Source organism: Sphingomonas sp. Leaf20, assembly GCF_001421535.1.
Taxonomy (GTDB): Bacteria; Pseudomonadota; Alphaproteobacteria; order Sphingomonadales; family Sphingomonadaceae; genus Sphingomonas.
On sequence record NZ_LMKN01000008.1, the window covers coordinates 227692 to 251848 of the forward strand.

At 67.9% G+C, this 24157-nt stretch carries 24 protein-coding genes; 18 read left to right on the forward strand and 6 right to left on the reverse strand.

The features are described 5' to 3' along the window. Nucleotides 1–197 precede the first annotated feature (197 nt). Together ftsH and ASE72_RS09355 are read left to right on the forward strand one after the other, a co-directional pair. Nucleotides 198–2180 (forward strand): ATP-dependent zinc metalloprotease FtsH, encoded by a 1983-nt coding sequence (gene ftsH / locus ASE72_RS09350; RefSeq protein WP_056020032.1) that lies wholly within the window; start codon nucleotides 198–200, stop codon nucleotides 2178–2180. A gap of 65 nt (nucleotides 2181–2245) precedes the next feature. Continuing rightward, nucleotides 2246–2623: a hypothetical protein gene (locus ASE72_RS09355; protein ID WP_235532306.1), complete on the forward strand. Its 378-nt coding sequence runs from the start codon at nucleotides 2246–2248 to the stop codon at nucleotides 2621–2623. A gap of 182 nt (nucleotides 2624–2805) precedes the next feature. Here the strand turns inward: ASE72_RS09355 and ASE72_RS09360 are convergent, their stop codons facing one another. Beyond that, entirely contained in the window at nucleotides 2806–3885 is a 1080-nt protein-coding gene (locus tag ASE72_RS09360) for a DUF3667 domain-containing protein (protein ID WP_056020035.1), read from the reverse strand. Nucleotides 3886–3947: 62 nt separating this feature from the next. Here ASE72_RS09360 and ASE72_RS09365 point away from each other — a divergent pair, with 62 nt between their 5' ends. From ASE72_RS09365 to ASE72_RS09405, 9 genes are all read left to right on the forward strand, one after another. Further along, nucleotides 3948–5219 carry a glutamate-5-semialdehyde dehydrogenase gene (locus ASE72_RS09365; protein ID WP_056020038.1) on the forward strand — a complete coding sequence of 424 codons (1272 nt, stop codon included), beginning with the start codon at nucleotides 3948–3950 and terminating at the stop codon, nucleotides 5217–5219. Between the two features lie 4 nt (nucleotides 5220–5223). Continuing rightward, on the forward strand, nucleotides 5224–5850 hold the full coding sequence (locus ASE72_RS09370; protein ID WP_056020041.1) for a nicotinate-nucleotide adenylyltransferase: 627 nt from the start codon (nucleotides 5224–5226) through the stop codon (nucleotides 5848–5850). 14 nt (nucleotides 5851–5864) lie between these two features. Further along, nucleotides 5865–6272: a ribosome silencing factor gene (rsfS, locus tag ASE72_RS09375; RefSeq protein ID WP_055873704.1), complete on the forward strand. Its 408-nt coding sequence runs from the start codon at nucleotides 5865–5867 to the stop codon at nucleotides 6270–6272. Between the two features lie 27 nt (nucleotides 6273–6299). Then, nucleotides 6300–6722, forward strand: a complete 423-nt coding sequence (locus ASE72_RS09380) for a 23S rRNA (pseudouridine(1915)-N(3))-methyltransferase RlmH (protein WP_056020044.1) — start codon at nucleotides 6300–6302, stop codon at nucleotides 6720–6722. Nucleotides 6723–6724: 2 nt separating this feature from the next. Continuing rightward, nucleotides 6725–7906: a murein hydrolase activator EnvC family protein gene (locus ASE72_RS09385; protein WP_056020047.1), complete on the forward strand. Its 1182-nt coding sequence runs from the start codon at nucleotides 6725–6727 to the stop codon at nucleotides 7904–7906. Nucleotides 7907–8051: 145 nt separating this feature from the next. Then, a complete protein-coding gene (locus tag ASE72_RS09390; protein ID WP_056020049.1) occupies nucleotides 8052–9386 on the forward strand; it encodes a S41 family peptidase in 1335 nt (444 codons plus the stop codon). Nucleotides 9387–9406: 20 nt separating this feature from the next. Next, the gene (locus ASE72_RS09395; RefSeq protein ID WP_056020052.1) at nucleotides 9407–9889 is read left to right on the forward strand and encodes a disulfide bond formation protein B; all 483 of its coding nucleotides are present in this window, start codon (nucleotides 9407–9409) and stop codon (nucleotides 9887–9889) included. Between the two features lie 95 nt (nucleotides 9890–9984). Further along, nucleotides 9985–10476 carry a demethoxyubiquinone hydroxylase family protein gene (locus tag ASE72_RS09400; protein ID WP_056022057.1) on the forward strand — a complete coding sequence of 164 codons (492 nt, stop codon included), beginning with the start codon at nucleotides 9985–9987 and terminating at the stop codon, nucleotides 10474–10476. A gap of 89 nt (nucleotides 10477–10565) precedes the next feature. Further along, the gene (locus ASE72_RS09405; protein ID WP_056020056.1) at nucleotides 10566–11033 is read left to right on the forward strand and encodes a hypothetical protein; all 468 of its coding nucleotides are present in this window, start codon (nucleotides 10566–10568) and stop codon (nucleotides 11031–11033) included. Between the two features lie 29 nt (nucleotides 11034–11062). Here the strand turns inward: ASE72_RS09405 and ASE72_RS09410 are convergent, their stop codons facing one another. Both ASE72_RS09410 and ASE72_RS09415 read right to left on the reverse strand, forming a co-directional pair. Continuing rightward, nucleotides 11063–11695 (reverse strand): DedA family protein, encoded by a 633-nt coding sequence (locus tag ASE72_RS09410; protein WP_056020059.1) that lies wholly within the window; start codon nucleotides 11693–11695, stop codon nucleotides 11063–11065. A gap of 89 nt (nucleotides 11696–11784) precedes the next feature. Then, a complete protein-coding gene (locus ASE72_RS09415; RefSeq protein WP_056020062.1) occupies nucleotides 11785–13182 on the reverse strand; it encodes a UdgX family uracil-DNA binding protein in 1398 nt (465 codons plus the stop codon). 131 nt (nucleotides 13183–13313) lie between these two features. Here ASE72_RS09415 and ASE72_RS09420 point away from each other — a divergent pair, with 131 nt between their 5' ends. The 6 genes from ASE72_RS09420 to ASE72_RS09445 all read left to right on the forward strand — a co-directional run bounded on the left by ASE72_RS09420 (nucleotide 13314) and on the right by ASE72_RS09445 (nucleotide 21841). After that, on the forward strand, nucleotides 13314–14138 hold the full coding sequence (locus tag ASE72_RS09420) for a shikimate 5-dehydrogenase (RefSeq protein ID WP_056022059.1): 825 nt from the start codon (nucleotides 13314–13316) through the stop codon (nucleotides 14136–14138). A gap of 125 nt (nucleotides 14139–14263) precedes the next feature. Continuing rightward, nucleotides 14264–15409: an extracellular catalytic domain type 1 short-chain-length polyhydroxyalkanoate depolymerase gene (locus ASE72_RS09425; protein ID WP_056020065.1), complete on the forward strand. Its 1146-nt coding sequence runs from the start codon at nucleotides 14264–14266 to the stop codon at nucleotides 15407–15409. A gap of 129 nt (nucleotides 15410–15538) precedes the next feature. Continuing rightward, the gene (locus ASE72_RS09430) at nucleotides 15539–18412 is read left to right on the forward strand and encodes a M16 family metallopeptidase (RefSeq protein WP_156350338.1); all 2874 of its coding nucleotides are present in this window, start codon (nucleotides 15539–15541) and stop codon (nucleotides 18410–18412) included. Nucleotides 18413–18429: 17 nt separating this feature from the next. Then, nucleotides 18430–18729: a hypothetical protein gene (locus ASE72_RS09435; protein WP_056020072.1), complete on the forward strand. Its 300-nt coding sequence runs from the start codon at nucleotides 18430–18432 to the stop codon at nucleotides 18727–18729. A gap of 81 nt (nucleotides 18730–18810) precedes the next feature. Beyond that, nucleotides 18811–20634 carry a DUF885 domain-containing protein gene (locus ASE72_RS09440; protein WP_235532307.1) on the forward strand — a complete coding sequence of 608 codons (1824 nt, stop codon included), beginning with the start codon at nucleotides 18811–18813 and terminating at the stop codon, nucleotides 20632–20634. Nucleotides 20635–20761: 127 nt separating this feature from the next. Next, the gene (locus tag ASE72_RS09445) at nucleotides 20762–21841 is read left to right on the forward strand and encodes a glycosyltransferase family 2 protein (protein ID WP_056022065.1); all 1080 of its coding nucleotides are present in this window, start codon (nucleotides 20762–20764) and stop codon (nucleotides 21839–21841) included. Nucleotides 21842–21857: 16 nt separating this feature from the next. Here the strand turns inward: ASE72_RS09445 and ASE72_RS09450 are convergent, their stop codons facing one another. After that, nucleotides 21858–22553 (reverse strand): murein L,D-transpeptidase catalytic domain family protein, encoded by a 696-nt coding sequence (locus tag ASE72_RS09450; protein ID WP_082445923.1) that lies wholly within the window; start codon nucleotides 22551–22553, stop codon nucleotides 21858–21860. 216 nt (nucleotides 22554–22769) lie between these two features. On the opposite strand from ASE72_RS09450, the gene ASE72_RS09455 reads away from it, so the two are divergent. Then, the gene (locus ASE72_RS09455; protein ID WP_056020075.1) at nucleotides 22770–23369 is read left to right on the forward strand and encodes a L,D-transpeptidase family protein; all 600 of its coding nucleotides are present in this window, start codon (nucleotides 22770–22772) and stop codon (nucleotides 23367–23369) included. 4 nt (nucleotides 23370–23373) lie between these two features. Here the strand turns inward: ASE72_RS09455 and ASE72_RS09460 are convergent, their stop codons facing one another. Both ASE72_RS09460 and ykgO read right to left on the reverse strand, forming a co-directional pair. Next, a complete protein-coding gene (locus ASE72_RS09460; protein WP_200916225.1) occupies nucleotides 23374–24000 on the reverse strand; it encodes an HAD-IA family hydrolase in 627 nt (208 codons plus the stop codon). Between the two features lie 8 nt (nucleotides 24001–24008). Beyond that, complete coding sequence (gene ykgO / locus ASE72_RS09465) at nucleotides 24009–24134, reverse strand: type B 50S ribosomal protein L36 (protein ID WP_003046794.1); 126 nt, start codon at nucleotides 24132–24134, stop codon at nucleotides 24009–24011. Between the last annotated feature and the right edge of the window lie 23 nt (nucleotides 24135–24157).

Sequence of the window (24157 nt, forward strand, 5' to 3'; positions counted from 1 at the left end):
CACCCCCGCCGCGCGCCGTCCTGACGGGCGTGAGCCTGAGGGCGACGGGCCGGTCTGCCGACTCCTCATGATCGCGTGGTCGTGGAATCGCCGTCTTTCGAACGGTCCGGCATGTGATTGCTACCAAGTCGGGGCTTGTTCCATTGCCATTAACCCGCGTGCGCTTATCTTGTGGGCTCGAAAGGTATCCGGCACCCATGAACGACAACAACAATGGCGGCGATAACCGTGGCGACAAGCCGCAAGGGCCCAACAATGGCAGCCCCTGGATGAAGAGCCTGCTGATCTGGGTGGGCATCCTCGCCGCGCTGGCGTTGTTCGTGACGATGTTCGACGGTCGCACCGCCGCATCGAGCGGCGGCAACACGATCGCCTATTCCGCTTTCCTCGACAAGGTCGACGAGGGCACGGTCAAGGACGTCAATATCTCGCGGGATATCATCTCGGGGACGTTGTCGAGCGGCGAGAAGTTCCGCGCCTACCCGATCCAGGACGCGACGCTCGTCCCCAAGCTGCGCGAGAAGGGCGTGGCGATCAGCGCGAAGCCCGAGGAAGGGCCGTCGATGCTGGCGATGCTGCTTTACCAGTCGCTGCCGTTCCTGCTGTTCCTCGGCATCGCGTTCTTCGTGCTCAAGCAGATGCAGAAGAATTCGGGCTCGGGCGCGATGGGCTTCGGCAAGAGTCGCGCGAAGATGCTGACGCAGAAGGAAGGCAAGGTCACCTTCCAGGATGTCGCCGGCATCGACGAAGCACGTGAGGAACTCGAGGAGATCGTCGAGTTCCTGAAGGATCCGACCAAGTTCGCGCGTCTCGGCGGCAAGATCCCCAAGGGCGCGTTGCTCGTCGGCTCGCCGGGTACCGGCAAGACATTGCTCGCCCGCGCGATCGCCGGCGAGGCAGGTGTGCCGTTCTTCACGATCTCGGGGTCCGATTTCGTCGAGATGTTCGTCGGCGTCGGCGCGAGCCGCGTGCGCGACATGTTCGAGCAGGCGAAGAAGTCCGCACCGTGCATCGTCTTCATCGACGAAATCGATGCGGTCGGTCGCCATCGTGGCGCAGGGCTCGGCAACGGGAATGACGAGCGCGAGCAGACGCTGAATCAGCTGCTCGTCGAGATGGACGGCTTCGAGGCGAACGAAGGCATCATCATCATCGCCGCGACCAACCGTCCCGACGTGCTCGATCCCGCATTGCTGCGTCCGGGCCGCTTCGATCGCCAGGTCACGGTGCCGCGTCCGGATATCGAGGGTCGCATCAAGATCCTCGAAGTTCACATGAAGAAGGTGCCGCTAGCGCCCGACGTCGACGCGCGCGTGATCGCACGCGGTACGCCGGGCTTCTCAGGTGCGGATCTCGCCAACCTCGTCAACGAAGCGGCGCTGCATGCGGCGCGCAAGGGCAAGCGTCTGGTGGCGATGGCCGAGTTCGAGGAGGCCAAGGACAAGGTCATGATGGGCGCAGAGCGTCGCAGCATGGTCATGACCGACGACGAGAAAAGGATGACCGCGTATCACGAGGCCGGCCATGCCGTCGTCGCAATGCACGAGGCCGCGTCGGACCCGATCCACAAGGCGACGATCATCCCGCGCGGTCGTGCGCTGGGCATGGTCATGCGTCTCCCCGAGCGTGACAGCTACAGCTATCACCGCGACAAGATGTACGCGAACCTCGCGGTGTCGATGGGCGGCCGCGTCGCCGAGGAAGTGATCTTCGGCTACGACAAGGTCTCGTCGGGCGCGAGCGGCGACATCCAGTACGCCACGGGTCTGGCGCGCGACATGGTCACGCGCTGGGGCATGTCGGACAAGGTCGGGCCGCTCGAATATGGCGAGCCGGAGGGCGAGTCGTTCCTCGGCTATTCGTCGAGCCGTCCGTCGCGCATGTCGAACCAGACCGCGCAGCTGATCGACGACGAGATCAAGCGGATCGTCGAAGGCGGTCTCGACCGTGCCAAGCAGGTGCTGAGCGATCATGTCGACCAGCTCCACACGGTCGCGGGCGCGCTGCTCGAGTTCGAGACTCTGACGGGTGACGAGATCAAGAAGCTGATCGCAGGCGAGGATCTCGACCGGCCGGATCCGGGCGCGAAGGCGTCGACCGTCCCGCGTGCGGGTACCTCGATCCCGAAGACGCGGCGACCGAACGGACCGTTTGGCACGCCGACCCCGCTGGGTGCCTGATCCGGTTCAGCGGTTAGTCAGTTAAACGCTTGCATGGGCGGTCTTTTCGCAAGGAAAGGCCGCCCATGTCGTCTGTGCTTTCGAAGGCCGTGATCGCCGCATTGCTGGCCGGCGGGATGGCGATGCCCGCGTCCGCGGCGATGACCGTCGGGACGTTCCTCGCACGGGCGAATGCGCTGCGCGATCAGGGGCCGATGGCGCTGATGTCGCCCGACTTTCCCGCGCTGAAGGCCGAGGCCAAGGCCGCGACGACGCAGTTGAAGGCCGAACGCGCCGCGCGTGCCGCGGCAGGCAAGCCGCCGATCGCCTGCGTGCCCGAGGGGGAGTCGGTCGGGATCATGGATATGCTCGACGGGCTGTCCGACCTGCCCGCGAGTTATCAGAAGCGGCCGTTGAAGGACGGCTATGCGCGGGTGCTGGCGAATCTGTATCCGTGTCGGTGAGCAGGTGAGCGGGGCTCGCGGCCTGTAGCGGATGCCAGGCAAGCCACCCGATGTCGTCACCCCAGCGGAAGCTGGGGTCTTTCCGTTTGGTGGGTGGCGTGGCCGCACGGGGAGATACCAGCGGTCGCTCGGATGACCGGGGTGGTTTGGGTGGGGCTGTGCCGATCGTGCGTGCGCGCGGATCAGTCCGTCAGGCCGTGGAGCAGCAGCAGCACGACGAACGCGATCAGCACGGTGAAGGCGAAGGTCAGCAGCGCGACCGTGCGCCATCCCGCCGAGACCTTGCCGAGCGCATAGGCGCCGCGAAGTTGCGCGAACATGTGGACCGGTGGGACGAGCAGCGCCGCCATCACGATCCACCCGCTCGCCAGCCCCGCCAGCCCGCCGAGCATCAGCACGATCGCGAGCAGCATCATGAACGCCAGCGAATAGGTCACGAAGATCGCGTGGTCGTAGAGGTGGTGCTTGCGTCGCCAGAGGAACAGCAGCGCCATGAACGGCACGGACAGCGGGATCAGCCCCCAGCTGTATTTGTAGGCGCTCGACTGCAGCTTGTAGATCATCAGACCGGGATTGGCGTTCGCCTTGGCGATGCCGTGATCGAGCCGGGTCCATCCGATCTTTATGTCGGTGAAGGTGAAATCGTCGGAGTCCGACTTGGCCCCGCGCGCGGCAGCCAGCGCGCGGATCGTGCCGCGCAGGACGGTGGCCTGCGTATCGAGATCGGTGGTCGGCTCGCCCGCGCGGACCGCGACCGCACGCTCGCGCTCGACGCGCGCGAGTTCGACGCGTGCCTTTGCCGACTCGCGCTCGAGCGCGGCGCGGTTCTGTGCGGTCGGGGCGCCGATCTGGTCCGCCATCTCGCCGCCGACCAGGCCGATCGTCGCGAACATGAGGAAGACCGTGAACAGGAACAACGCGAGCGGCGAGACGAACCGCGCGCGCTCGCCATTGACGTAGCGCCGCGTGAGCGTGCCAGGATGCAGGATGAGCAGCGGCAAGGTGCGCCAGATCTTGCCCTCGAAATGAAAGACGCCGTGCGCGATCTCATGGCCGATCGCGCCGAGCGAGCGGTGGACGTGCGCGCCCTGTCCGCAGGCATGGCAGTGCGCACCGACCAGCGTCGTGCCGCAGTTGAGGCAGAGCGCCTCCGCCGCGTGAGTCCTGTGCGCAGCCGTCGATTCGCCCGCACGCGGTTCGAACGCGCGCCCGACCAATGCCCCTGTGGCGATGTCCGCCGCTGCCCCCATGTCCCCGGTCATATCGTGAGCGTAACGCACGCCGGACGTTGGCGCGAGTCGATTTGCCATGATAGTCGGGGGGCATGACCGACCCGCGCGCCACCGAGACCTCCGCCACCCTGATCGCCGATATGGGCGCGCGCGGACGCGCTGCTGCGGTGTCGCTGGCGGGGATGCCGACGGCGACGAAGGCAGGCGCGCTCGAACAGGCGGCCGCGGCGATCCGGGCGGGGTCGGCGGCGATCCTCGCGGCCAACGTGCGCGACATGGCGCGCGCGCGTGCGGCCGGGTTGTCGGGGGCGATGCTCGACCGGCTGCGGCTCGACGAGGCGCGGATCGCGGCGATGGCGGACGGCGTCGCGGCGGTCGCGGCGCTGGCGGATCCAGTCGGGCAGCTGATCGATTCGCGCGAGCGGCCGAACGGGCTGGCGCTGTCGCGCGTGCGCGTCCCGATCGGTGTGATCGGCATCGTCTATGAAAGCCGCCCCAACGTCACCGCGGACGCCGCCGCGCTGTGCGTGATGGCGGGGAACGCCGCGATCCTGCGCGGGGGATCCGAAGCCGTCGAGAGCAACCGTGCGATCCATGCGGCGCTGATCGCCGGACTCGCGGCGGGCGGGGTCCCCGGCGATGCGGTGCAGCTGGTACCGACCACCGACCGCGCGGCGGTGGGGGCGATGCTGAAGGCGGACGGGGTGATCGACCTGATCATCCCGCGTGGCGGCAAGAGCCTGGTCGCGCGCGTCCAGGCCGAGGCACGCGTGCCGGTGCTCGCGCATCTCGACGGGATCAACCATGTCTATGTCGATGCGTCCGCGGCGCCGGACATGGCGGCGGCGATCGTGGTCGATGCCAAGATGCGCCGCACGGGGATTTGCGGCGCGATGGAAACGCTGCTGATCGACCGCGACTATGCGGCGGGAGCGGCGCTGATCGGGCGGCTGGCGGAGACGGGGTGCGTCGTGCGCGGCGACGCGGCCGCGTGCGCGCTGGTCCCGGGCATCGCGCCAGCGACCGCGGCGGACTGGGATACCGAATATCTCGACGCGGTCGCCTCGGTGGCGATCGTCGACGGGCTCGACGGCGCGGTCGCGCATATCGCGCGGCACGGATCGCATCATACCGACGCGATCGTCGCGGAGGATGAAGCCGTCGCCGAGCGCTTCCTGGCCAGCGTCGACAGCGCGATCGTCCTGTGGAACGCGTCGACGCAGTTCGCCGATGGCGGCGAATTCGGGCTGGGCGCGGAGATCGGCATCGCCACCGGCCGCCTGCATGCGCGGGGCCCGGTCGCGCTCGAGGGGCTGACGACGTACAAGTGGATCGGGCGCGGCACGGGGCAGGTCCGCGGTTGATGCGATGACGCGCATCGGCATTCTCGGCGGGTCGTTCAATCCCGCGCATCGCGGGCACCGCGCAATCACGCTCGCGGCGATCGATGCGCTCGCGCTCGACGCGGCGTGGTGGCTCGTCTCACCCGGCAATCCGCTCAAGGATGCCGCGCGCGACATGGCGCCGTTGCCCGCGCGGCTGGCGTCCGCGCGCGCGATGGCACGGCGCGCGCCGATCCGCGCGACCGACATCGAGGCGCGGCTGCACACGCGCTACACGCTCGACACGATCCGCAAGCTCAAGCGGCGGCATCCGAAGAATCGCTTCATCTGGCTGATGGGCGCGGACAATCTGGCGGAGTTCCATCGGTGGAAAAACTGGCGCCAGATCGCGCGCGAGGTTCCGATTGCGGTAATTGCGCGGCCGGGATATGACGGGCGCGCCCTCGCGGCCCCCGCGATGGGTTGGCTGCGGCGCTTCCAACGGCGCACAGACCATGCGAAGAGCTGGACGACGTGGAGATTGCCGGCCCTTGTGCTGTTGCGCTTCCGACCCGACCCGACCTCCGCAACCGGCCTGCGCGCCGAAAACCCCCTGTGGTTTCGGCACGTTGCCGGACCGCCCGACCGTTCCAGCATGTCGCCGGGCCGGTAATCTTAGGAGCTGACTTGGCCACTTCCCCTACTGCCCCTCGCGCGACCGACCCCGAAGAGGTTGAGGCGCTGCATCGCCTGATCCTCGCGTCGCTCGACGACGACCAGGCGGTCGAGACGATCTCGATCCCGCTCGCGGGCAAGACCAGCATCGCCGACTACATGGTGATCGCCAGCGGTCGCTCGACCCGCCAGGTCGCCTCGATGGCGCAGAAGCTGGCCGAGCGGATCAAGGCCGAGTTCAAGCGCCCGGTGAAGATCGAAGGCCTGCCGACCGCCGACTGGGTGCTGATCGACGCGACCGACATCATCGTCCACCTGTTCCGCCCCGAAGTCCGCAGCTTCTACAATCTGGAGCGGATGTGGGCGTTCGGCGACGCGCCGACGCCGCCTGCGATGCCGACCTTCACCGACGAAGACTGATCCGGCGCGACGGCCGGAGGGCGTATCATGCTGCTCCACATCGTCGCCCGCGGCCGGATCGGGCGGTCACCCGAGGCCGAGCTGGTCGACCGGTATCTGAAGCGGATCGTCTGGCCGACCAAGGTCAGCGAACTGCCCGATACCGGCGGCCGGATCCCGGTCGTCGGCGAGCAGACGAAGCGCATCCTGCTCGATGAGAAGGGCGAGACGCTGTCCTCGACCGCGTTTGCGCACAAGCTCGGGCGGTGGCGCGACGACGGCGTGCGCGAGGCGCGGTTCATGATCGGGGCCGCCGACGGCTTCGACGATGCCGCGCGATCCGAGGCGGATCTGCTGTTCTCGTTCGGACGCGCGACATGGCCGCATCTCCTAGCCCGCGCGATGCTGGCCGAGCAGCTGTTCCGCGCGACCAGCATCCTGGCCAATCACCCCTATCACCGCGAGGGGTGACGATGCGGGCGACGCACGTCATCCTCCTGCTGTCGCTGTTCGCCGGTGCCACCGCGTCGATCGCGCGCGAGGGCGCGGGCGCGCCACGCGATCGGCTGTCCGAGGCTCGCCGGCAGCTGAGCGAGGCGAAACGTACCGCGATCCTGGCGGCGGCGCGGGCGGATACCCTGACGGCGGCCGCCGCACGCGAGCGCCGGCAGGCGGACCGCATCAATGCGCGTCAGCGCGCGCTGGCCGCCAAGGTTGTCGCAGCGCAGGCAGATATCGAGGCCGCGCGTCTTCGCGTGACGATCATCGACCGATTGCTGACGGATCAGCGCGCGGCGCTGGGGGCGGCGCAGACGCCGATCGCCCGATTGCTCGCCGCGCTCCAGGCGCTCGCCCGACGTCCGACGATCGTCGCGGTCGCGCAGCGCGGGTCGGTCGACGATCTCGTCCATGTCCGGGCGGTGCTGGGCACCGCGCTGCCCGTGGTCCGGGCGCAGACCCAGGGCGTCCGCGCCGCACTGGACCGGACGCGGCGATTGCAGGCGGGGGCGGTGCTTGCGGCGACCGCGCTCCGCGAGGGGCGTGCGCGGCTGGAGGCGAACCGGTCCGCGCTCGCGATGCTGGAGGCGGATCACCGCGCCCGCAGCCAGGCGTTCGGGCGGACCGCGATCAGTGAGTCGGATCGTGCGCTGGCGATGGGCGAGCGGGCACGCGATCTGGTCGACGGAATGGCGGTGGCGGACCTCGCCGAGGCGACCGCACGCGAGCTCGCGGCGCTGCCCGGGCCGTCGCCGCGCCCGGTCGCACCCGGCAGCGTCGCCCCGGCCGCCGCGCACGGAATCTATCGCCTGCCGGTCCGCGGCCAGTTGGTGACCGGTTTCGACGAGGTGTCGGCGGCCGGCGTCCGATCGCGCGGGCTGACCTTCGCGGTCGCGCCGCGTGCGCGCGTCGTCGCGCCCGCGGCAGGGCTGGTCCGCTATGCCGGGCGGTTCCGCAGCTATGGCACGATCGTGATCGTCGATCATGGGGCGGGCTGGTCGAGCCTGGTCACCGGGCTGTCGGCCACGCCGCTCAAGCCGGGGGCACGCGTCGCGATGGGCGCGCCGATCGGGATCGCACAACGCAGCGAGCCAAGGGTCACGGTCGAGCTGCGCCGCCAGGGACGCGCCGTCGACGCCGCCGCGCTGATCGGCTAGCGGGTCGTCGTCCCGCGGCGTGCGACTAGGCCACGCACCAGAAGCGGCCGCGCCGTGGCCGATGCGAATCGCAAAGGTCAGCATGGCTTTGCTCCCGACCCGTTAACCCGCTACATCGTCGCTTCCCCCGGTTTCAGGACCTTAGATGCCCCGTCCGATCCTTTCCGCTACCGCCATCCTCGGCGCTCTCACACTGGTGCCACTCGCAGCCTCGGCGATGGCCGCGGTCGACACCGCGACCTACCGCGAGTTCGATCAGTTTCTCGACGTGTTCAATCGCGTGAAGGCGGATTATGTCGACAAGGTCGATGACAAGACGCTGATCAAGGGCGCGATCCAGGGGATGCTCGCCAGCCTCGATCCGCATTCGAGCTATGTCGATGCGCTCGACTACGAGAATCTGCGGATCATGACCGAAGGCAATTATGGCGGCCTCGGCCTGACGGTGCAGATGGAGGATGGCGCGATCAAGGTCGTCACGCCGCAGGAAGACTCGCCCGCGGCACGCGCGGGGGTGAAGTCCGGGGACTATATCACGCATATCGACGGCAAGCTGATCTATGGCGATTCGCTCGACGTGGCGGTCGCGCAGATGCGCGGCAAGCCCGGCAGCAAGATCACGCTGGGACTCGTCCGCCCGGGCCGCGACAAGCCGCTCGACGTGTCGATGGTCCGCGAGATCATCGTCCAGAAGCCGGTGAAGTGGGAAGTCCGCGGCGACGTCGGCTATATCAACATCAACACCTTCAGCGAGAATACCGGCGCCGACACGCGTGCGGCGATCATGGCGATCGACAAGTCGCTCGGGCATCGTCCGCTCGGCTATGTCGTCGACCTTCGCCAGAATGGCGGCGGGTTGCTGACGCAGGCGATCGCGGTCAGCGACGCATTCCTCGACCACGGCGAGATCGTCTCGCAGCGCGGTCGCGAGAAGACCGATATCGAGCGCTATTACGCCAAGCCCGGCGACGATGCGCATGGCCTGCCGATCGTCGTGCTGACCGATCCCGGGACCGCGTCGGCGTCGGAGATCGTCGCGGGCGCGTTGCAGGATCATCACCGCGCGCTGATCATGGGCGAGCGGACGTTCGGCAAGGGATCGGTGCAGACCGTGCTCCAGCTCGGGCCGGAGACCGCGTTGCGGCTGACCACGGCGCGCTATTTCACGCCGTCGGGCCGGTCGGTGCAGGAGGGCGGGATCGAGCCCGACATCAGGGTCCCGCAAATCAGCGATCCCGACCACAAGGCGCGCCCGGTCTTCCGCGAGGCCGATCTTCGCCGCCACCTGATCAACGAGGTCAAGGCCGACAACGCGGTGCTCGAGGAGGATACCAAGGACGATCCGCGCTTCTCGGCCACGCCCGAGGCGCTCAAGAAACAGGGGATCGAGGACTTCCAGCTCTATTACGCGCTGAAGACCGTCGCGCGGCTGGGCGGCGCGGCACAGGTCGCCGCGGCAACCAAGGCGCCCGTCAAGTGAGCGTACGTCGCGGGCTGGGGATGACCAAGAACGAGGAGATCGCCCGGTCGATCACGTTCACGCTGCCGCTGCTGCTTCTGATCGGCGCGCTGGGGTCGCAGTTCCTGGGCGGGCTCTATCCGTGCGAGATGTGTCATTGGCAGCGGTGGCCGCATTACGCCGCGGTGCTGATTGCGGGCGCGTCGTTCCTCGTGCCGCAGCGGTCGTTGCGCGCATCGCTGGTGATCGTGGCCGCGCTGCTGATCGGGATCAGCGGGGCGATCGGGCTGTTCCACGCGGGCGTCGAATATCATTGGTGGAACGGCATCACCGCCTGCACCACGACCGTGTCGATGGCGGGGACGACGCCGGCCGAGCGGCTCGCGGCGATCATGAACGCACCGATGGTTCGCTGCGACGCGGCGCAGTGGACGCTGGCGGGGATTTCGCTCGCCGGGTTCAACGCCATCTTTTCGCTGGGCGGCGCGATCACCATCTTGCTCCTTATGAGGAAGACACGATGACCCAGGCCGCACCCACGCACGCCGTCCCGGCGCAGGGCACACCGACGCTGGGCGCACGCTGGAAGCCCGGCGACCGCAAGCATCCGAGCAGCGCGATGGTCCGCGTCGACCAGGCGGGCGAATATGGTGCGATCCGTATCTATGCGGGGCAGCTGGCGGTGCTCGGCGATCGTCATCCCGCGGCGCGATCGATCCATCACATGGCGCAGCAGGAGGAACGCCACCGCGCGTTCTTCGACCGGATGATCGTCGAGCGCGGCGTGCGGCCGACGGTGCTGCAGCCGATCTGGAACGTCGCGGGGTTTGCGCTGGGGGCGGTGACCGCGGCGATCGGTCCGAAGGCGGCGATGGCGTGCACCGCGGCGGTCGAGACCGAGATCGACAAGCATTACGAGGAACAGGTCGTCGCGCTGGGCGACAGCGATCCCGAGCTCACTGCCGCGATCCTCGATTTTCAGGCCGAGGAGCTCGAGCACAAGGCGACCGCGATCGCAGCCGGTGCCGAGGAGACGCCGGGCTATCCGGTGTTGAGCGCGCTGATCCGCGCGGGTTGCAAGGTGGCGATCGCGACGGCGAAGCGGATCTGACCCGACTGCGCGCCTGCTGCGTTCAGCATAGGGCCAGAGACGACCGTCGATGAGACGGCGACAGGATACGGATTGTGGGAGTGATGCGTATGAGGATGATATTGGCGGTGGCGATATTGGCCACCAGCCCGGTGGCGGCGCAGACCGCGACGCCGGGCGCGGCGGTGCCTGCCAAGCCCGGTGCTGCGGCGCCCAAGCCCGCGTCGGCACCCGGCGAAGTGTCGCGCAGCGCGCCGATCAACGGCGTGCTGACGCTGTTTGGCAACGAACGCTGCCCGACCAATGCGCAGGGCGAGGAGATCGTGATCTGCGTCCGCCGCAGCGCGCAGGAGCAGTACCGCGTCCCCAAGGAGCTTCGCGAGTTCGCGGTGACGCCGCAGAACGAAAGCTGGGCGGCCAAGGCGCAGGGGACGATGGGCACGGGTGTCGGCGTGAACAGCATCGGCAGCTGCTCGACCGTCGGCGCCGGCGGCGCGACGGGATGCTTCGGTCAGCGCGTCCGCGAGGCACGCCGTGAGAACAAGGAGCGCGCTGCCGAGGTGCCCGTCCTTCCGTAAAATTCCTTCGGTAAGACGGGCGGAGGCGGTCAGCCCCTGGGCTTGAGCCCGCGGACGCGGTGCCAGATGTAGAAGCCGACCAGCGCGATCAGGACGATGCCGATCAGCAGGTCCGCGCTGTGGAAGGCGGCCTTCACGCGGGGGTCGCTGTCCCATTTGTCGCCGAGCTTCATGCCGACCCAGGCGAGCCCGAAGCACCACGGCCATGAGCCGATGAAGGTGTAGAGGTGGAACGGCACCAGCTTCATCCGCGCGACGCCCGCCGGGAACGCGATGAACGACCGGATGACGGGCAGAAGCCGGCCGATCAGCACCGCCATGCTGCCCCAGCGCGCGAAGAACCGGTCGGCGGCGTCGAGCTCGCCCGGCCCGATCAGGACGTAGCGGCCCCAGCGCTCGGCCATCGGCCGGCCGCCGCGCTTGCCGACTTCATAGGCGACGATCGAGCCGAGGTTGCACCCGATCGCGCCCGCGGTCGCGGCAAGATACAGGTCGAACCGTCCGGTCGACACGAGATAGCCGGCGAACGGCATGATGATCTCGGATGGAAGCGGGATGCACGCGCTTTCGATCGCCATGAGGATCGCGATACCGACATAGCCGCCGGACGAGATCACCCAGATCGTGAAGGTGGCCAGTACGGCCAGGATCTTTTCGAACATGGGTCGGCGATCTGCGCGATGCGGCGCGCGAAGGGAAGGGGCAATCGGTCCTGCCCTTCGGCGAAAAGGGGAGGCGCCCGGGCTTTACGCTAGGCCAGCCGTGCGCCGGCCATGCGCAGGTCCTCGACGAAGCGCGCATATTCCTCCTCGGCCTGCACCTTGTCGGGCAGACGCAGGAGGTAGCTCGGATGAACCGTGATCCATGCCTCGCCACCACCCGGCAGCTGGAGCGCACGACCGCGTTCCTTGCCGATCGTCATCACCTTGCCGAACAGCGAGCGCGCCGCGGTGGCGCCCAGCGCGACCGTTATCTTCGGCGCGACGAGCATCTGTTCCTGTTCGATCCACCAGCGGCACGCCTCAATCTCGCCCGCACCCGGCTTGGCGTGGATACGCCGCTTGCCGCGTTGCTCGAATTTGAAGTGCTTGACCGCGTTGGTGACGTAGGCGCGGCTGCGGTCGAGCCCGGCATCGGCCATCGCGCGATCGAACATCTGGCCGGCGGGCCCGACGAACGGCCGACCGGCAAGATCCTCCTGGTCGCCCGGCTGCTCGCCCACGAACATCAGCGGCGCATCGATCGGCCCCTCGCCGAACACGGTCTGCGTCGCCGGCTTGTAGAGCGGGCAGCGCGTGCACCCCGCCGCCTCGTCGCGCAGCGCCTCCCACGCGATCAGGCTGTTGCCGCCGACGGTGTCGCGCGCCTTTGCGATCATGCCGCTTTCGCGCGCCTGCGCGGTCGCGATCATGCCGGGGACGAGATCGGTTTCGGGCATGTTCTTCCAGTATTTGCGGGGCATTTCCTTGAGCATCGCGCCGACCTTGACGCGCGCCGGGTTGAAGGTGCTGGCATAATAGGTCTTCCACACCTCCTCGGTCGGATCGCCGTCGGGCGCGTCGCCCTTGCTGGCGCCCGGGCCTTCGCTGAGCGCCTTGCCGTCCCAGTGGATCGAGACCTCGGGCGTGAGGATCGACCAGCGCATGCTGGCGAAACGGTTGACGAAGAACGCGGCGTTCGCGCGGACGATGTGGTGATCGGGTTCGAACCACGCCACGAAGCGTGCCGTGCCGTCTTCCTCGATTTCCCGAAACCGCAGGAAGGCACGCATCTTGTGGATGTCGCGGCGGACGTCCTTGGCGATCCGGTCGAGACGGCGGACGAGCGGGTCGGCGCGATCCTCGATGAGCTTCGGCTCGCGGCGCAGACGCGCGAGCAGCGTGTAGAGCAGCGCGAACCGCTCCGGATCGCTGCCGAGGATGACGCTGCGGGCAAGGTCGATAAACGCGCGCGGGACCGAGAAGGCGGGCGTGGAGCGATCGGCGCTCGCGGCGGGGGGATCCGGTGCAAGCGTGCCGAACAGGTCCGCGGGGGCGTCGCCGACCTGCCAGACGACGTCGTCGGGCGGCACGTCGTCAGCCATCAGACCGCGCGCCGCGTCGCGCCAGCCGTCGAAATCATCGGGTTGGGCAAGGGTCACGACGCGCATCGCGGGCTCTACGCGGCGTGGCCGACGCTGGTTCCGTCCAGCCCGTTTTGAATCGGTACGCGGTATCGAACCTCGACCTCGGCGCGTCGCCGCCCTAGTCTTTGCTGATGATCGATCAGACCTCGACGCCGATGCCCGCTCAGCCGCTGATCGGGCGCGATACCCGCCTGTGCATGTCCTTGTCGGCGCGGCCCGGCAATTTCGGGTCGCGGTTTCACAACCGGCTCTATGCGCTGACCGGGCTCGACTATGTCTACAAGGCGTTCTCGACGCGCGACCTTGCGGGGGCGGTCGGCGGGATCCGCGCGCTCAACATCCGGGGCTGTGCGATATCGATGCCGTTCAAGGAGGCGGTGATCGCGATGCTCGACGGACTGGCACCCTCGGCATCCGCGATCGACAGCGTCAACACGATCGTCAACGACGACGGCGTGCTGACGGGGCACAATACTGACTATGCCGCGGTCGCTGCGCTGATCGCGGACATCGATCCGGCGACGCGGTTCGTGCTGCGCGGGTCGGGTGGCATGGCAAAGGCGGTGGCCGCGGCGCTGCGCGATGCGGGCTTCGTGCACGGGACGATCGTCGCGCGGAACGCCGCAGCGGGACGGGGACTGGCCGATCTGTATGGTTTTGCCTGGTCCGCGGACCTTGACGACGGCATGGAGCCCGCGATGCTGATCAACGTCACGCCGATGGGCATGACCGGCGCGGACGAGGCGGCCATGGCCTTTCCCGCGGCAATGATCGCGGCGAGCGAGATCGCGTTCGACGTGGTCCAGTATCCGCCCGAAACGCCGCTGCTGCGCAAAGCTGCGGCGGCCGGAAAGCGGTGCATCACGGGGACCGAGGTGGCGATTATCCAGGCGCTGGAGCAGTTTATCCTTTATACCGGCGTGACGCCGAGCGCGGCGCAGGTCGCCGATGCGGCGGCCTTTGCGCGGGCGAACAGCTGACGTTCGAGCAAGGGGGTTGCGCGATTTCCCCTTGTGCATGGCAGGGCCCGGCCCAAGATATGTTGCAGTGCACCATTCGAACGCCTGATCGGCGTTCGGTGCGTGGCCACATGACGGGAATTGCGATGGCTGGGCTTTCGGACACATTGGCGCGCCTCGCGCAGGCGCAGCGTGCTGCGACCATGGGCGCCGCGAGCATGGGCTATGCCGACCAGACGGCAGCCGATAGCGGCCGCCTCCAGGCGCTCGAGGATTTCGGTGCGAACCCCGGCGCGTTGCGGGCGCTGTCCTTCGTCCCCGAGGCTGCGGCGGGGACGCGTATGCCGCTCGTCGTGGTGTTGCATGGCTGCACGCAGACCGCGGCAGGCTATGATCGCGGGTCGGGGTGGTCGGAGCTTGCCGAAGAGCAGGGCTTCGCGGTGCTGTATCCCGAGCAGCAACGGGGCAATAACGGCAATCTGTGCTTCAACTGGTTCGCCGCCGAGGACATTCGGCGCGGCGGTGGCGAGGCGCAGTCGATCCGGTCGATGATCACGACGATGGTCCGCGACTGCCCGATCGATCCCGATCGCATCTATGTCACCGGCCTGTCCGCGGGCGGGGCGATGGCGTCGGTGATGCTCGCGACCTATCCCGAGCTATTCGCGGCGGGGGCGATCATCGCCGGGCTGCCCTATGGAACGGCGACGTCGATGTCGCAGGCGCTCGACCGGATGCGAGGGCGCGGCCTGCCGGATTCGGCGGCCCTCGCCGCGCTGGTCGATGGCGCGTCACCCGCAACGATGCGCATACCCCGGATATCGGTCTGGCACGGAGACGGCGACGGCACGGTGGTCGCGGCGAACGCAGATGCCGCCGTCGCACAATGGCGCGGCGTGCACGGCGTCGCGCAGGCGCCCGACGAGGTCGAACAGACGGCGGACCATCTCCACCGCCGGTGGCGCGATGCGCAGGGGCAGGTGGTCGTCGAGGAATACCGGATCCGCGGGCTCGGGCACGGCACCCCGCTCGCCACGACAGGTGCGGACGGGTTGGGCGAGGCCGGTCCGCATATGCTCGAGGCCGGAATTTCCGCGACACGGCATAACGCCGCGTTTTTCGGCATTGCCGGCCAGCCCGCGGCCCGCCCGACCGACGCGCGGCCTGCGCCGGCAACGGCGTCAGCGCGTGCGGGTAGTCCCGTCAGGTCGCCGTTGGCCTCTCGGAGCGGCGGGTCGCAGATTGGCGACATGATCGACGGCGCACTGCGCGCCGCGGGGTTGCTCCGCTAGCATCACGCCGGACGCGTGCTCCCGCGTGCTCGATCCATTTTGGGCGCAACATGAATCACGTCGCCTTGCGGCGTGCGACTCAGTGTTATAGCTTCATAGGACAGTGATCGTACCCCGGGGGAATTAGTGATGTCGTTCAAGCTCTTCGCTCTTGCGGGGGTCGCCACCGCCGCGCTGATCGCGCCGGGACACGCGCAGACCGCCGTGGCGCCGACCGGGCAGGGCGCGAGGCCTGCGCCGGTCGCGACGCTCGTTCAGGCGGTCGACATCCCGTACCAGCAGTTCACGCTGACGAACGGGCTCCGCGTGATCGTGCATACCGACCGCAAGGCGCCGGTCGTCGCAGTGTCGGTCTGGTACGATGTCGGGTCGAAGCACGAGCCCAAGGGGCGCACCGGCTTTGCGCATCTGTTCGAGCATCTGATGTTCAACGGCAGCGAGAATGCGCCGGGCGATTTCTTCGCGCCGCTGAAACAGGTCGGCGCGACCGATTTCAACGGCACGACCTCGTTCGACCGGACCAATTATTTCGAGACGGTGCCTGCCGCCGCGCTCGAGCGTGCGCTGTTCCTCGAAAGCGACCGGATGGGGCATCTGACCGGCGCGATCACGCAAGGCGTGCTCGACGAGCAGCGCGGCGTCGTCCAGAACGAGAAGCGCCAAGGCGACAACCAGCCCTACGGCCTCGTCCAGTACAAGCTGTTCGGCGGGCTGTTCCCCGCGGACACGCCCTATGGCCACACCCCGATCGGGTCGATGGCGGATCTCGATCGCGCCAGCCTCGCCGATGTGAAGGACTGGTTCCGCTCGCATTACGGCCCCAACAACGCGGTGCTGGTGCTCGCGGGCGACGTCGATGCCGCGACCGCGAAGCCGCTGGTCGAGAAATATTTCGGCGATATCAAGGCGGGCCCCAAGTCGGTCCTGCCGACCGTCACCGTGCCAACGCTCGCCGCGCCGGTGAACGAGGTGATGAAGGACCGCGTCGCGGCGGTGATGATCAGCAAGAACTGGGCGGTGCCGGGGATGCTCGATGCCGATGCCGCACCGCTTTATGTCGGCGGTACGGTGCTGGGTGGGCTCGCCTCGTCGCGGCTCGACAACGCGCTGGTCCGCAAGGAGAAGCTCGCGGTCAACGTGTCCGCGGGCTATAGCGACATGGCGCAGATCGGCATGTTCACGATCCGCGCGATCGTGCGGCCGGGCGTCGACCCCGCAGTCGTGTCGAAGCGGCTCGACGAGATTCTCGCCGATTTCCTGAAGACCGGACCGACCGCGGACGAGATCCAGCGCGTCCAGACGCAGGCGGTCGCGGGCCGGATCCGCGGCTATGAATCGGTCGGCGGGTTCGGCGGCAAGGCGGTCGCGCTGGCGGGCGGCGCGCTTTATGCGAACGACCCGGGCCACTACAAGACAGAGCTCGCGGCGATCGCGGCGCAGACGCCCGCCAGCGTCAAGGCCGCGGCGACGCGCTGGCTGACGCGCCCCGCCTACACACTGACCGTCGTCGACGGCGAGCGCGACAAATATGAGGAGGCGGTCGTGCCGCCCGCGGTCGCGGTGAAGCCCGCGGCCGAGACGCCGGTCAAGGGCACGCGCGCCGGCGGTATCCCCGCGGTCGGCACACTGACCGGGCTTACCTTCCCCGCGGTCGAGCGTGCGCGGCTGTCGAACGGGATCGAGCTTGTCTATGCGCGTCGCGGCGCGGTGCCGATGACTCAGGCGGTGCTGAGCTTCGACGCGGGCTATGCCGCCGATGTCGCGGACAAGCTGGGGACGCAGCAGCTGACGCTGAGCGTGATGGACGAGGGGACGCGGACGCTCGACGGGATCGCGCTCGCCGAGGCGCGCGAGCGGCTGGGTGCGTGGATCGGGACGAGCACCTCGCTCGACCTGACGACGCTGTCGATGAGCGTGCCGAGCGCCAATCTGACGCCCGCGGTCGTGCTGTTTGCCGATATCGCGCGCAACCCGGCCTTTGCCGAGGAAGAGGTCGGCCGCGTCCGCAACCAGCAGCTGGCCGGCATCCAGCAGGAGCTGACCAGCCCGCAGGGGCTTGGCAACCGCGTGATCGGCAAGCTGATCAACGGCGACACCCCCTACGGCAAGGCGATGGGTGGCGGTGATCCGAAGGCGGTCGCCGCGCTGACTCGCGCGGATCTGGTCGCGTTTCAGCAGGCGTGGCTCCGCCCCGACAAGGCGAAGATCTTCGTCGTCAGCGACCGGCCGCTCGCCGAGGTCCGGGCGGTGCTCGACCGCGGCTTTGGCGACTGGAAGGCGCAGGGGCCGGCGGGGGTCAAGAGCTTCCCGACGACGCGCACCCCGGTGACGCCGAAGATCGTGCTGGTCGACCGGCCCGATAGCCCGCAGTCGCTGATCCTCGCGGGCCAGCGGACCGGGTTGAAGGGCAGCGACGACATGCTGGTGTTCAACACCGCGAACGATGCGTTGGGCGGCAGTTTCCTGAGCCGGATCAACATGGACCTGCGCGAGGAGAAGCACTGGTCCTACGGCGCGGGCGGGCGGTTCCAGACGGGTGCGTTCGATGCGCCCTACGGCATCACCGCGGGGGTGCAGGCGGACAAGACCGGCCCGTCGATCACCGCGCTGCAACAGGACGTGACGCAGTTCGTGACGACCAAGCCGATGACGCAGACCGAGTTCGGGCTGGCGATCGACGGCGGGATTCGCGCGCTGCCCGGCAGCTTCGAGACGTCGGGCGCGGTGCTCGGCGCGATGCAGCAGAATGATTTGTTCAAGCGTCCCGACGATTATTACGCGACGATCACGCGACGCTACGGCGCGCTGACGCTGCCGCAGCTGAACACCGCGATTGCGGGGGTGATCGACGTGAAGAAATTCACCTGGGTGGTCGTCGGCGATGCCAAGACGGTCAAGCCGCAGCTTGACAGCCTGGGGTTGCCGGTCGAGGTCGTGAGCGCGGCTTCGGTCGCGGGGCTGCCGGTGGTTCCGGTGACGCCGCTTGCGGCCAAGGCCAAGTAATCGAAGGAGAGAATAGCATGGCAAATGTCGATGGCAGCTGGGATTGCGTCGTGAAGTCGCCGCTGGGCGATCAGAAGATGACGTTGACCGTGAACAGCGCGGACACCAGCTTTTCGGGCGCGGTGTCGGGTGCGATGGGCGGCATGGACGTGACCGGCGAGGTCGATGGCGACACGCTGAGCTGGAAGCAGACGATGACCGTGCCGATGCCGATGACGCTCGACTGCAAGGCGACCGTCGATGGCGACACGATGACCGGCACCGTCGGCGCGGGCGCATTTGGCAGCTTCCCGCTGTCGGGAACGCGCACCGCTTGATCGCCGCTGGCATCATGACGTGACGAAGAACGGCCCGTCTTCCCGGTGGAAGGCGGGCCGTTTGCATTTCGGGGGAATGGGATGACGATGTTGAAGATCCACCGCCGCGCGGTGCTCGCCGGCACGATGCTGGGCGGCGCGGCGTCGCTGTTGCCCGCGTTCGCGCACGCGGCCGAAACGCCCGCGACGCCGCTGTCGCGGCTGTTCGACCAGCTCGTCCAGGCGCAATTGCGGCGCAATCCGGAGGGCGCGACCTCGCTCGGGCTCGATACCGGCGCCAATGCCGATCTGCGCGCGAAGCTGTCGGACCAGTCGGCGGCGGGGATCGCCGCGGCGAAGGCGCAGACCAGGGCCGAGCTCGCGCAACTCGCGGCGATCGACCGCGCGGGGCTGTCGCCGGCGGAGCGCATCGATCTCGACTGCGTCGTCTATACGCGGCGCTCGGCGGCGGCGGTGCAGGCGTTCGATTTCGGCGGCACGTCCTATGGCCCCAGCCCCTATGTCGTGTCGCAGCTGTCTGGTGCGTATCAGTCGGTGCCCGATTTCCTCGACACCAAGCACCGGATCGAGAGCAAGGGCGACGCCGACGCCTATCTGCAGCGGCTCCAGGCGTTTGCCGGCCAGATCGATGCGAACACCGCGCGGATGCGGCATGACGCGGGCGTCGGCGTGGTCGCCCCCGACTTCATCCTCGACCTCGCGCTCGACCAGATGACCAAGACACGCCAGCCCGCGAGCGAGGCGCTGGTCGTCCAGAGTCTCGCCCGGCGCGCGGCGGCGAAGGGGCTGGGCGGGAGCTATGGTCGCGATGCCGCGCGGATCTATGACGCGGCGGTGCTGCCTGCGCTCGACCGGCAGATCGCGGTTGCGCGCGACCTGCGTCGGACGGCGACGCATGATGCCGGCGTGTGGAAGCTGAAGGAGGGGGCCGCCTTCTATCCGGCCGCGCTGCACGCGACGACGACGACCAATCTGTCACCCGACGAGGTGCACAGGTTCGGGCTCGACCAGGCGAAGGCGTTGTCGGCACAGCTCGATACGCTGTTGCGCAAACAGGGGTATAGCAAGGGCAGCATCGGCGCACGGATGGCGGCGCTCTACAAGAACCCGGACCAGCTCTATCCCAACACCGATGCGGGCAAGCGCGACGCGATCGCCTATTGCAACGACCGGCTGGCGGCGATCCGCGCGAAGCTGCCGAGCGTGTTCGAGCGGATGCCGCCTTATGGGTTCGAAGTGCGGCGGGTGCCGCTCCAGACCGAAGCCGGCGCCGCCGCGGCGTTCGCGCAGCCGCCGGCGATCGACGGTTCACGGCCGGGGCTGGTCTATTTCAACCTGAAGGACAGCGCCGACTGGCCCAAATTCTGCCTCGCGACGACGGTCTTTCATGAGGGGTTGCCGGGGCATCAGATGGAGAGCGGGCTTGCGCTGTCGAACACCCGGCTGCCGTTGATCCGCAAGATGACGAGCTTTTCGGGCTATGGCGAAGGCTGGGCGCTTTATGCCGAGCAGCTCGCGGACGAGATCGGATTGTATGACGACGATCCGCTCGGGCGGCTGGGCTATCTCAAATTCCAGCTGTTCCGCGCCAATCGCTGTGTCGTCGATACGGGAATCCATCACCTGCGCTGGAGCCGGGAAAAGGCGATTCGCCATTTCATCGACGCCGAGGGCGAGGCCGAGGGATTCGCGACACGCGAGGTCGAACGCTATTGCGTGAACCCGGGCCAGGCGGCGAGCTACAAGCTCGGGCATTCGGTATTCGTCGACATCCGCGAGCGCGCCAAGGCGAAGATGGGGTCGGCCTTCGATCTCAAGGCGTATCACGCGGCGATGCTCGCACAGGGGCGCGTGCCGCTCGACGTGCTGCGGACGATGGGCGATGCGTGGATCGCCCGGGGCTGACGCCGGGGCAGCGATACGAGGTTCCGGGGCGCCGCGATCCGGCGGCGCCGCGGGCGGGCGGTTCGACGGTGATATCGCGTATGCGGCAGTAAGCTCCCGTTAAACCTCGATGCGGCATGCGGCACGCATGACCGATCGATCGCGCGCATGGCCTGATCCGGCGATCAGCGTCGTGATGCCCGTCTACAACGGCGTCGCGTTGCTGGCGGACACGCTGGACAGCCTGGCCGCACAGACATTTGGCGACTTCGAGGTGATCGTCGTCGATGACGGATCGACCGACGGGACGCGCGCGATGGTCGAGGCGTGGCCGGACCCGCGCGTCAGGCTGGTGACGATGCCGCAGAACGGTGGACCGGTCCTTGCGCGCAACCGCGCCGTGGCGGAGGCGCGGGGCCGGTACATCGCTGCGCTCGATCACGACGATCTCTGCCGTCCCGAACGGTTTGCCCGACAGGTCGCCTATCTCGACGCGCACCCTGCGACGGTGCTGCTCGGCACGGGCGCGGCGTTTCTGGACGATGGCGCGGTCCTGGCGTCGGGACATGCGCCTGCGACTTCGCCGATGCTGATCGACTGGCTGACCGGAATCGAGAACCCGTTGGTCTGGTCGTCGGTGATGCTGCGCACCGAGGCCGCCCGCCGGCTGGCGCCGTTCATGCGGCCCGAGCGGGTCTATGCGGAGGACTTCGATCTCTATCAGCGGATCCGGCGTCTCGGCTCGCTCGCGCGGCTCGATGACGTGCTGACGCTGTACCGCGTGCATCCGGGGGGCATATCGAAGCAGTTTGCGGACCGGATGGACGACAGTGCGGTCGCGGTGCTGGCGGCGCGGCACGAGGCGCTTTTCGGTCCGCACGCGGAGGTGGTTGCCCGGTTGCTCGTCCGGCATGTCGCCGCGCGACGCGCGGTGCCGGATCGCGGCACGCTGGCCATGCTGGGACGGGCGCTACAGGCGATCGAGTCGGACTTCTTCGCGACCAGGACCTGTGACGCCGCCGACCGACGTCTCATCCGGCATGATACCGCGCGCCGGTGGCGCGATATCGGACGGGCGGGGTTGCGCAGTGGCACGCTGTCGGTGACCGATGTTCTGTGGGTGAGGCCCCGCCGTCTCGGCCGGGGGTATCGCAGCGCGGGCGCGCTCCTGTGGTCGGGGATGATCGGGCGCGTTCGTCGCGCGGGGATCAACGTCCAGCCGCGCTAGGCTCCCGCAGCGACCGTCAGACCTTGGCGGCGAAGATCATCCGGCCCTGGCCGAGGCGTGCGAAGACCTGATCGAGGTCGTTCTCGCCGACCGCGAAGCACCCCTGGCTGCGTCCGAGCATGCCGTGCGAGGCGATCATGTCCTTGTTCGCGTACCACGCCGAATGCACCACGATCGCGCGGCCGAGTGCGTTGTTGTTGGTGTGATCGAGACCGATCAGCCGCTGCGAGCGACCATGCTTGCCGACATAATAATCGTCCGTCACGAACGCGCCCTCGGACGAGGCGTTCGACCCGAACGCGTTCGAGAACCGCTCGAGATACCCGGTATGCGCGGGGTCCGAGCCGCTGCCGTGCGAAACGAGCAGCGAGGTGCTGCGACCGCTGGCGAGGTCGACGAAATGGAAGCGCGGCTGCGACGACGACGCGGTGAAGTCGGCGATCGCGATCCGGTCATGGTTCGCAATGCGGCTGCCGTTACGGCCCAGCGCTGCCATCGCCTGGCGCAGCAGTTCCGGACGAACGACGCGCGAAGACGTGATCGGCATCGCCGGTGCGCGCGGCAATGGCGGCTGAGTCATCGGCTTCAGATCGCGTGCGGTAAGGCGTTGTGTCGCAGATACCGCGCTGGGTATCGCAAGTGCTCCGGCCAGTACCAGGCCATTCTTCAGAAGTGCGCGACGATCGCGCATGGCATCATGTTCAGCGTGCATCGAAATTCCCGAAAGACCCCAATCCCGTTAGGTCCTCTATAGCCTAAAAAGCATGAACATTCCTCAACCATTTCCATCAGTTGTTGGTATGTTCCTTCCGCCCGCCCCGTCGCGGAGGCGGTTCGTCGTGCGCGCAACGGTGATGGCACGATCCGCCGGTGAACGCGTTTGGACCGATAAGGGGCATGGATTCTGGCGACGAGAAGGACGAGGACGATGCGCGCTGCCCCCCGGTCGATGGCGATTCTGGCGATGTCCTGCGTGCTTGCGATCTGTCCTGCGCAGGCCGCGCCGTCGGGACTGGCGACGATCGCCTTGCCGATCGAGCAGGCGGCCTATGAGCTGACCGCGAACCAGTTCGTCTGGCAGGACAGCGGCACCGGCGAAGCCGTCAGCATCGTCGTCAGCCTGTCGACGCAGCGGGCGTTCGTCTATCGCGGGTCGACGATGATCGCCGCGACGACGATCTCCTCGGGCAAGGGGGCAAAGGGCACGCCAGTCGGCACCTATCCGATCCTGCAGAAGAACGAGGCGCACCGGTCGAACCTTTATAACGATGCGCCGATGCCGTTCATGCAGCGGCTGACCTGGGACGGGATCGCCATCCATGCGGGCCGCAATCCCGGATTCCCCGATTCGCATGGCTGCATCCGCGTACCCGCCGGTTTTGCAAAGCGGCTGTTCGGCGTGACCGCGCTGGGTACGACGGTCATCGTCACCGATGATTTCGAAGGCGGGGCAATCCCGGACGAGCCGCTCGTCGACGCGGAAACCGCAAAGGCAAATGCCGGGCAGCTGGCATCGCTCGATCGGTAAGCTGCTACGCGGCGATCGGGAAACCCAGCGTGACGAGACGAGCCCGGAAATCCCCGGCATCTGTAAACAGAATCGATTCGATCCCGAGCGCCTGCGCGGCGGCCACGTTTGCCGCGTTGTCGTCGACGAACACCGCTTCGTCGGCGCGCAGGCCGAATCGATCCAGCGCGAGCCGATAGATCGCGGCGTCGGGCTTCACGATCTTTTCGGCGCCCGACACGACGATGTCGCGAAACCGGTCGAACAGATGTGATTCCTGCGCGCGAAAAGGCGGCCAGAATTCGTGGCTGAAGTTCGTGATCGCATAGAGCGGCACGTCCGCCGCATCGAGATCGCGGACGATATCGTGCATTCCCGCGATCGCGGGTCCGATACTCTCGTTGAACCGCGGGCCCCACGCGGCAATCAGCGCGGCATGCTGCGGATGCAACGCGGCAAGCTCCGCCGAGGTGTCGGCGAAGTCGCGGCCAGCGTCATGCTGGAAATGCCAGTCGATCGTCACGACGTCGCGCAGGAACGCGTCGAGCGCCCGATCGTCGTCGATCAGGCGCTCGTACAGGATCCTGGGATCCCAGTCGTAAAGGACACGACCGACGTCGAAAATGACGGCGGTCTTGTTCCCTTCAGGCAAGCCCGGGATTAACCTTGGCGTGCCTTGAAGCGACGGTTGGTCTTGTTGATGACGTAGGTACGGCCACGACGACGGATCACGCGGTTATCGCGGTGACGATCCTTGAGCGACTTCAGGGAATTGCGGATCTTCATGATCGATTCGCTTCTTTTCAAAT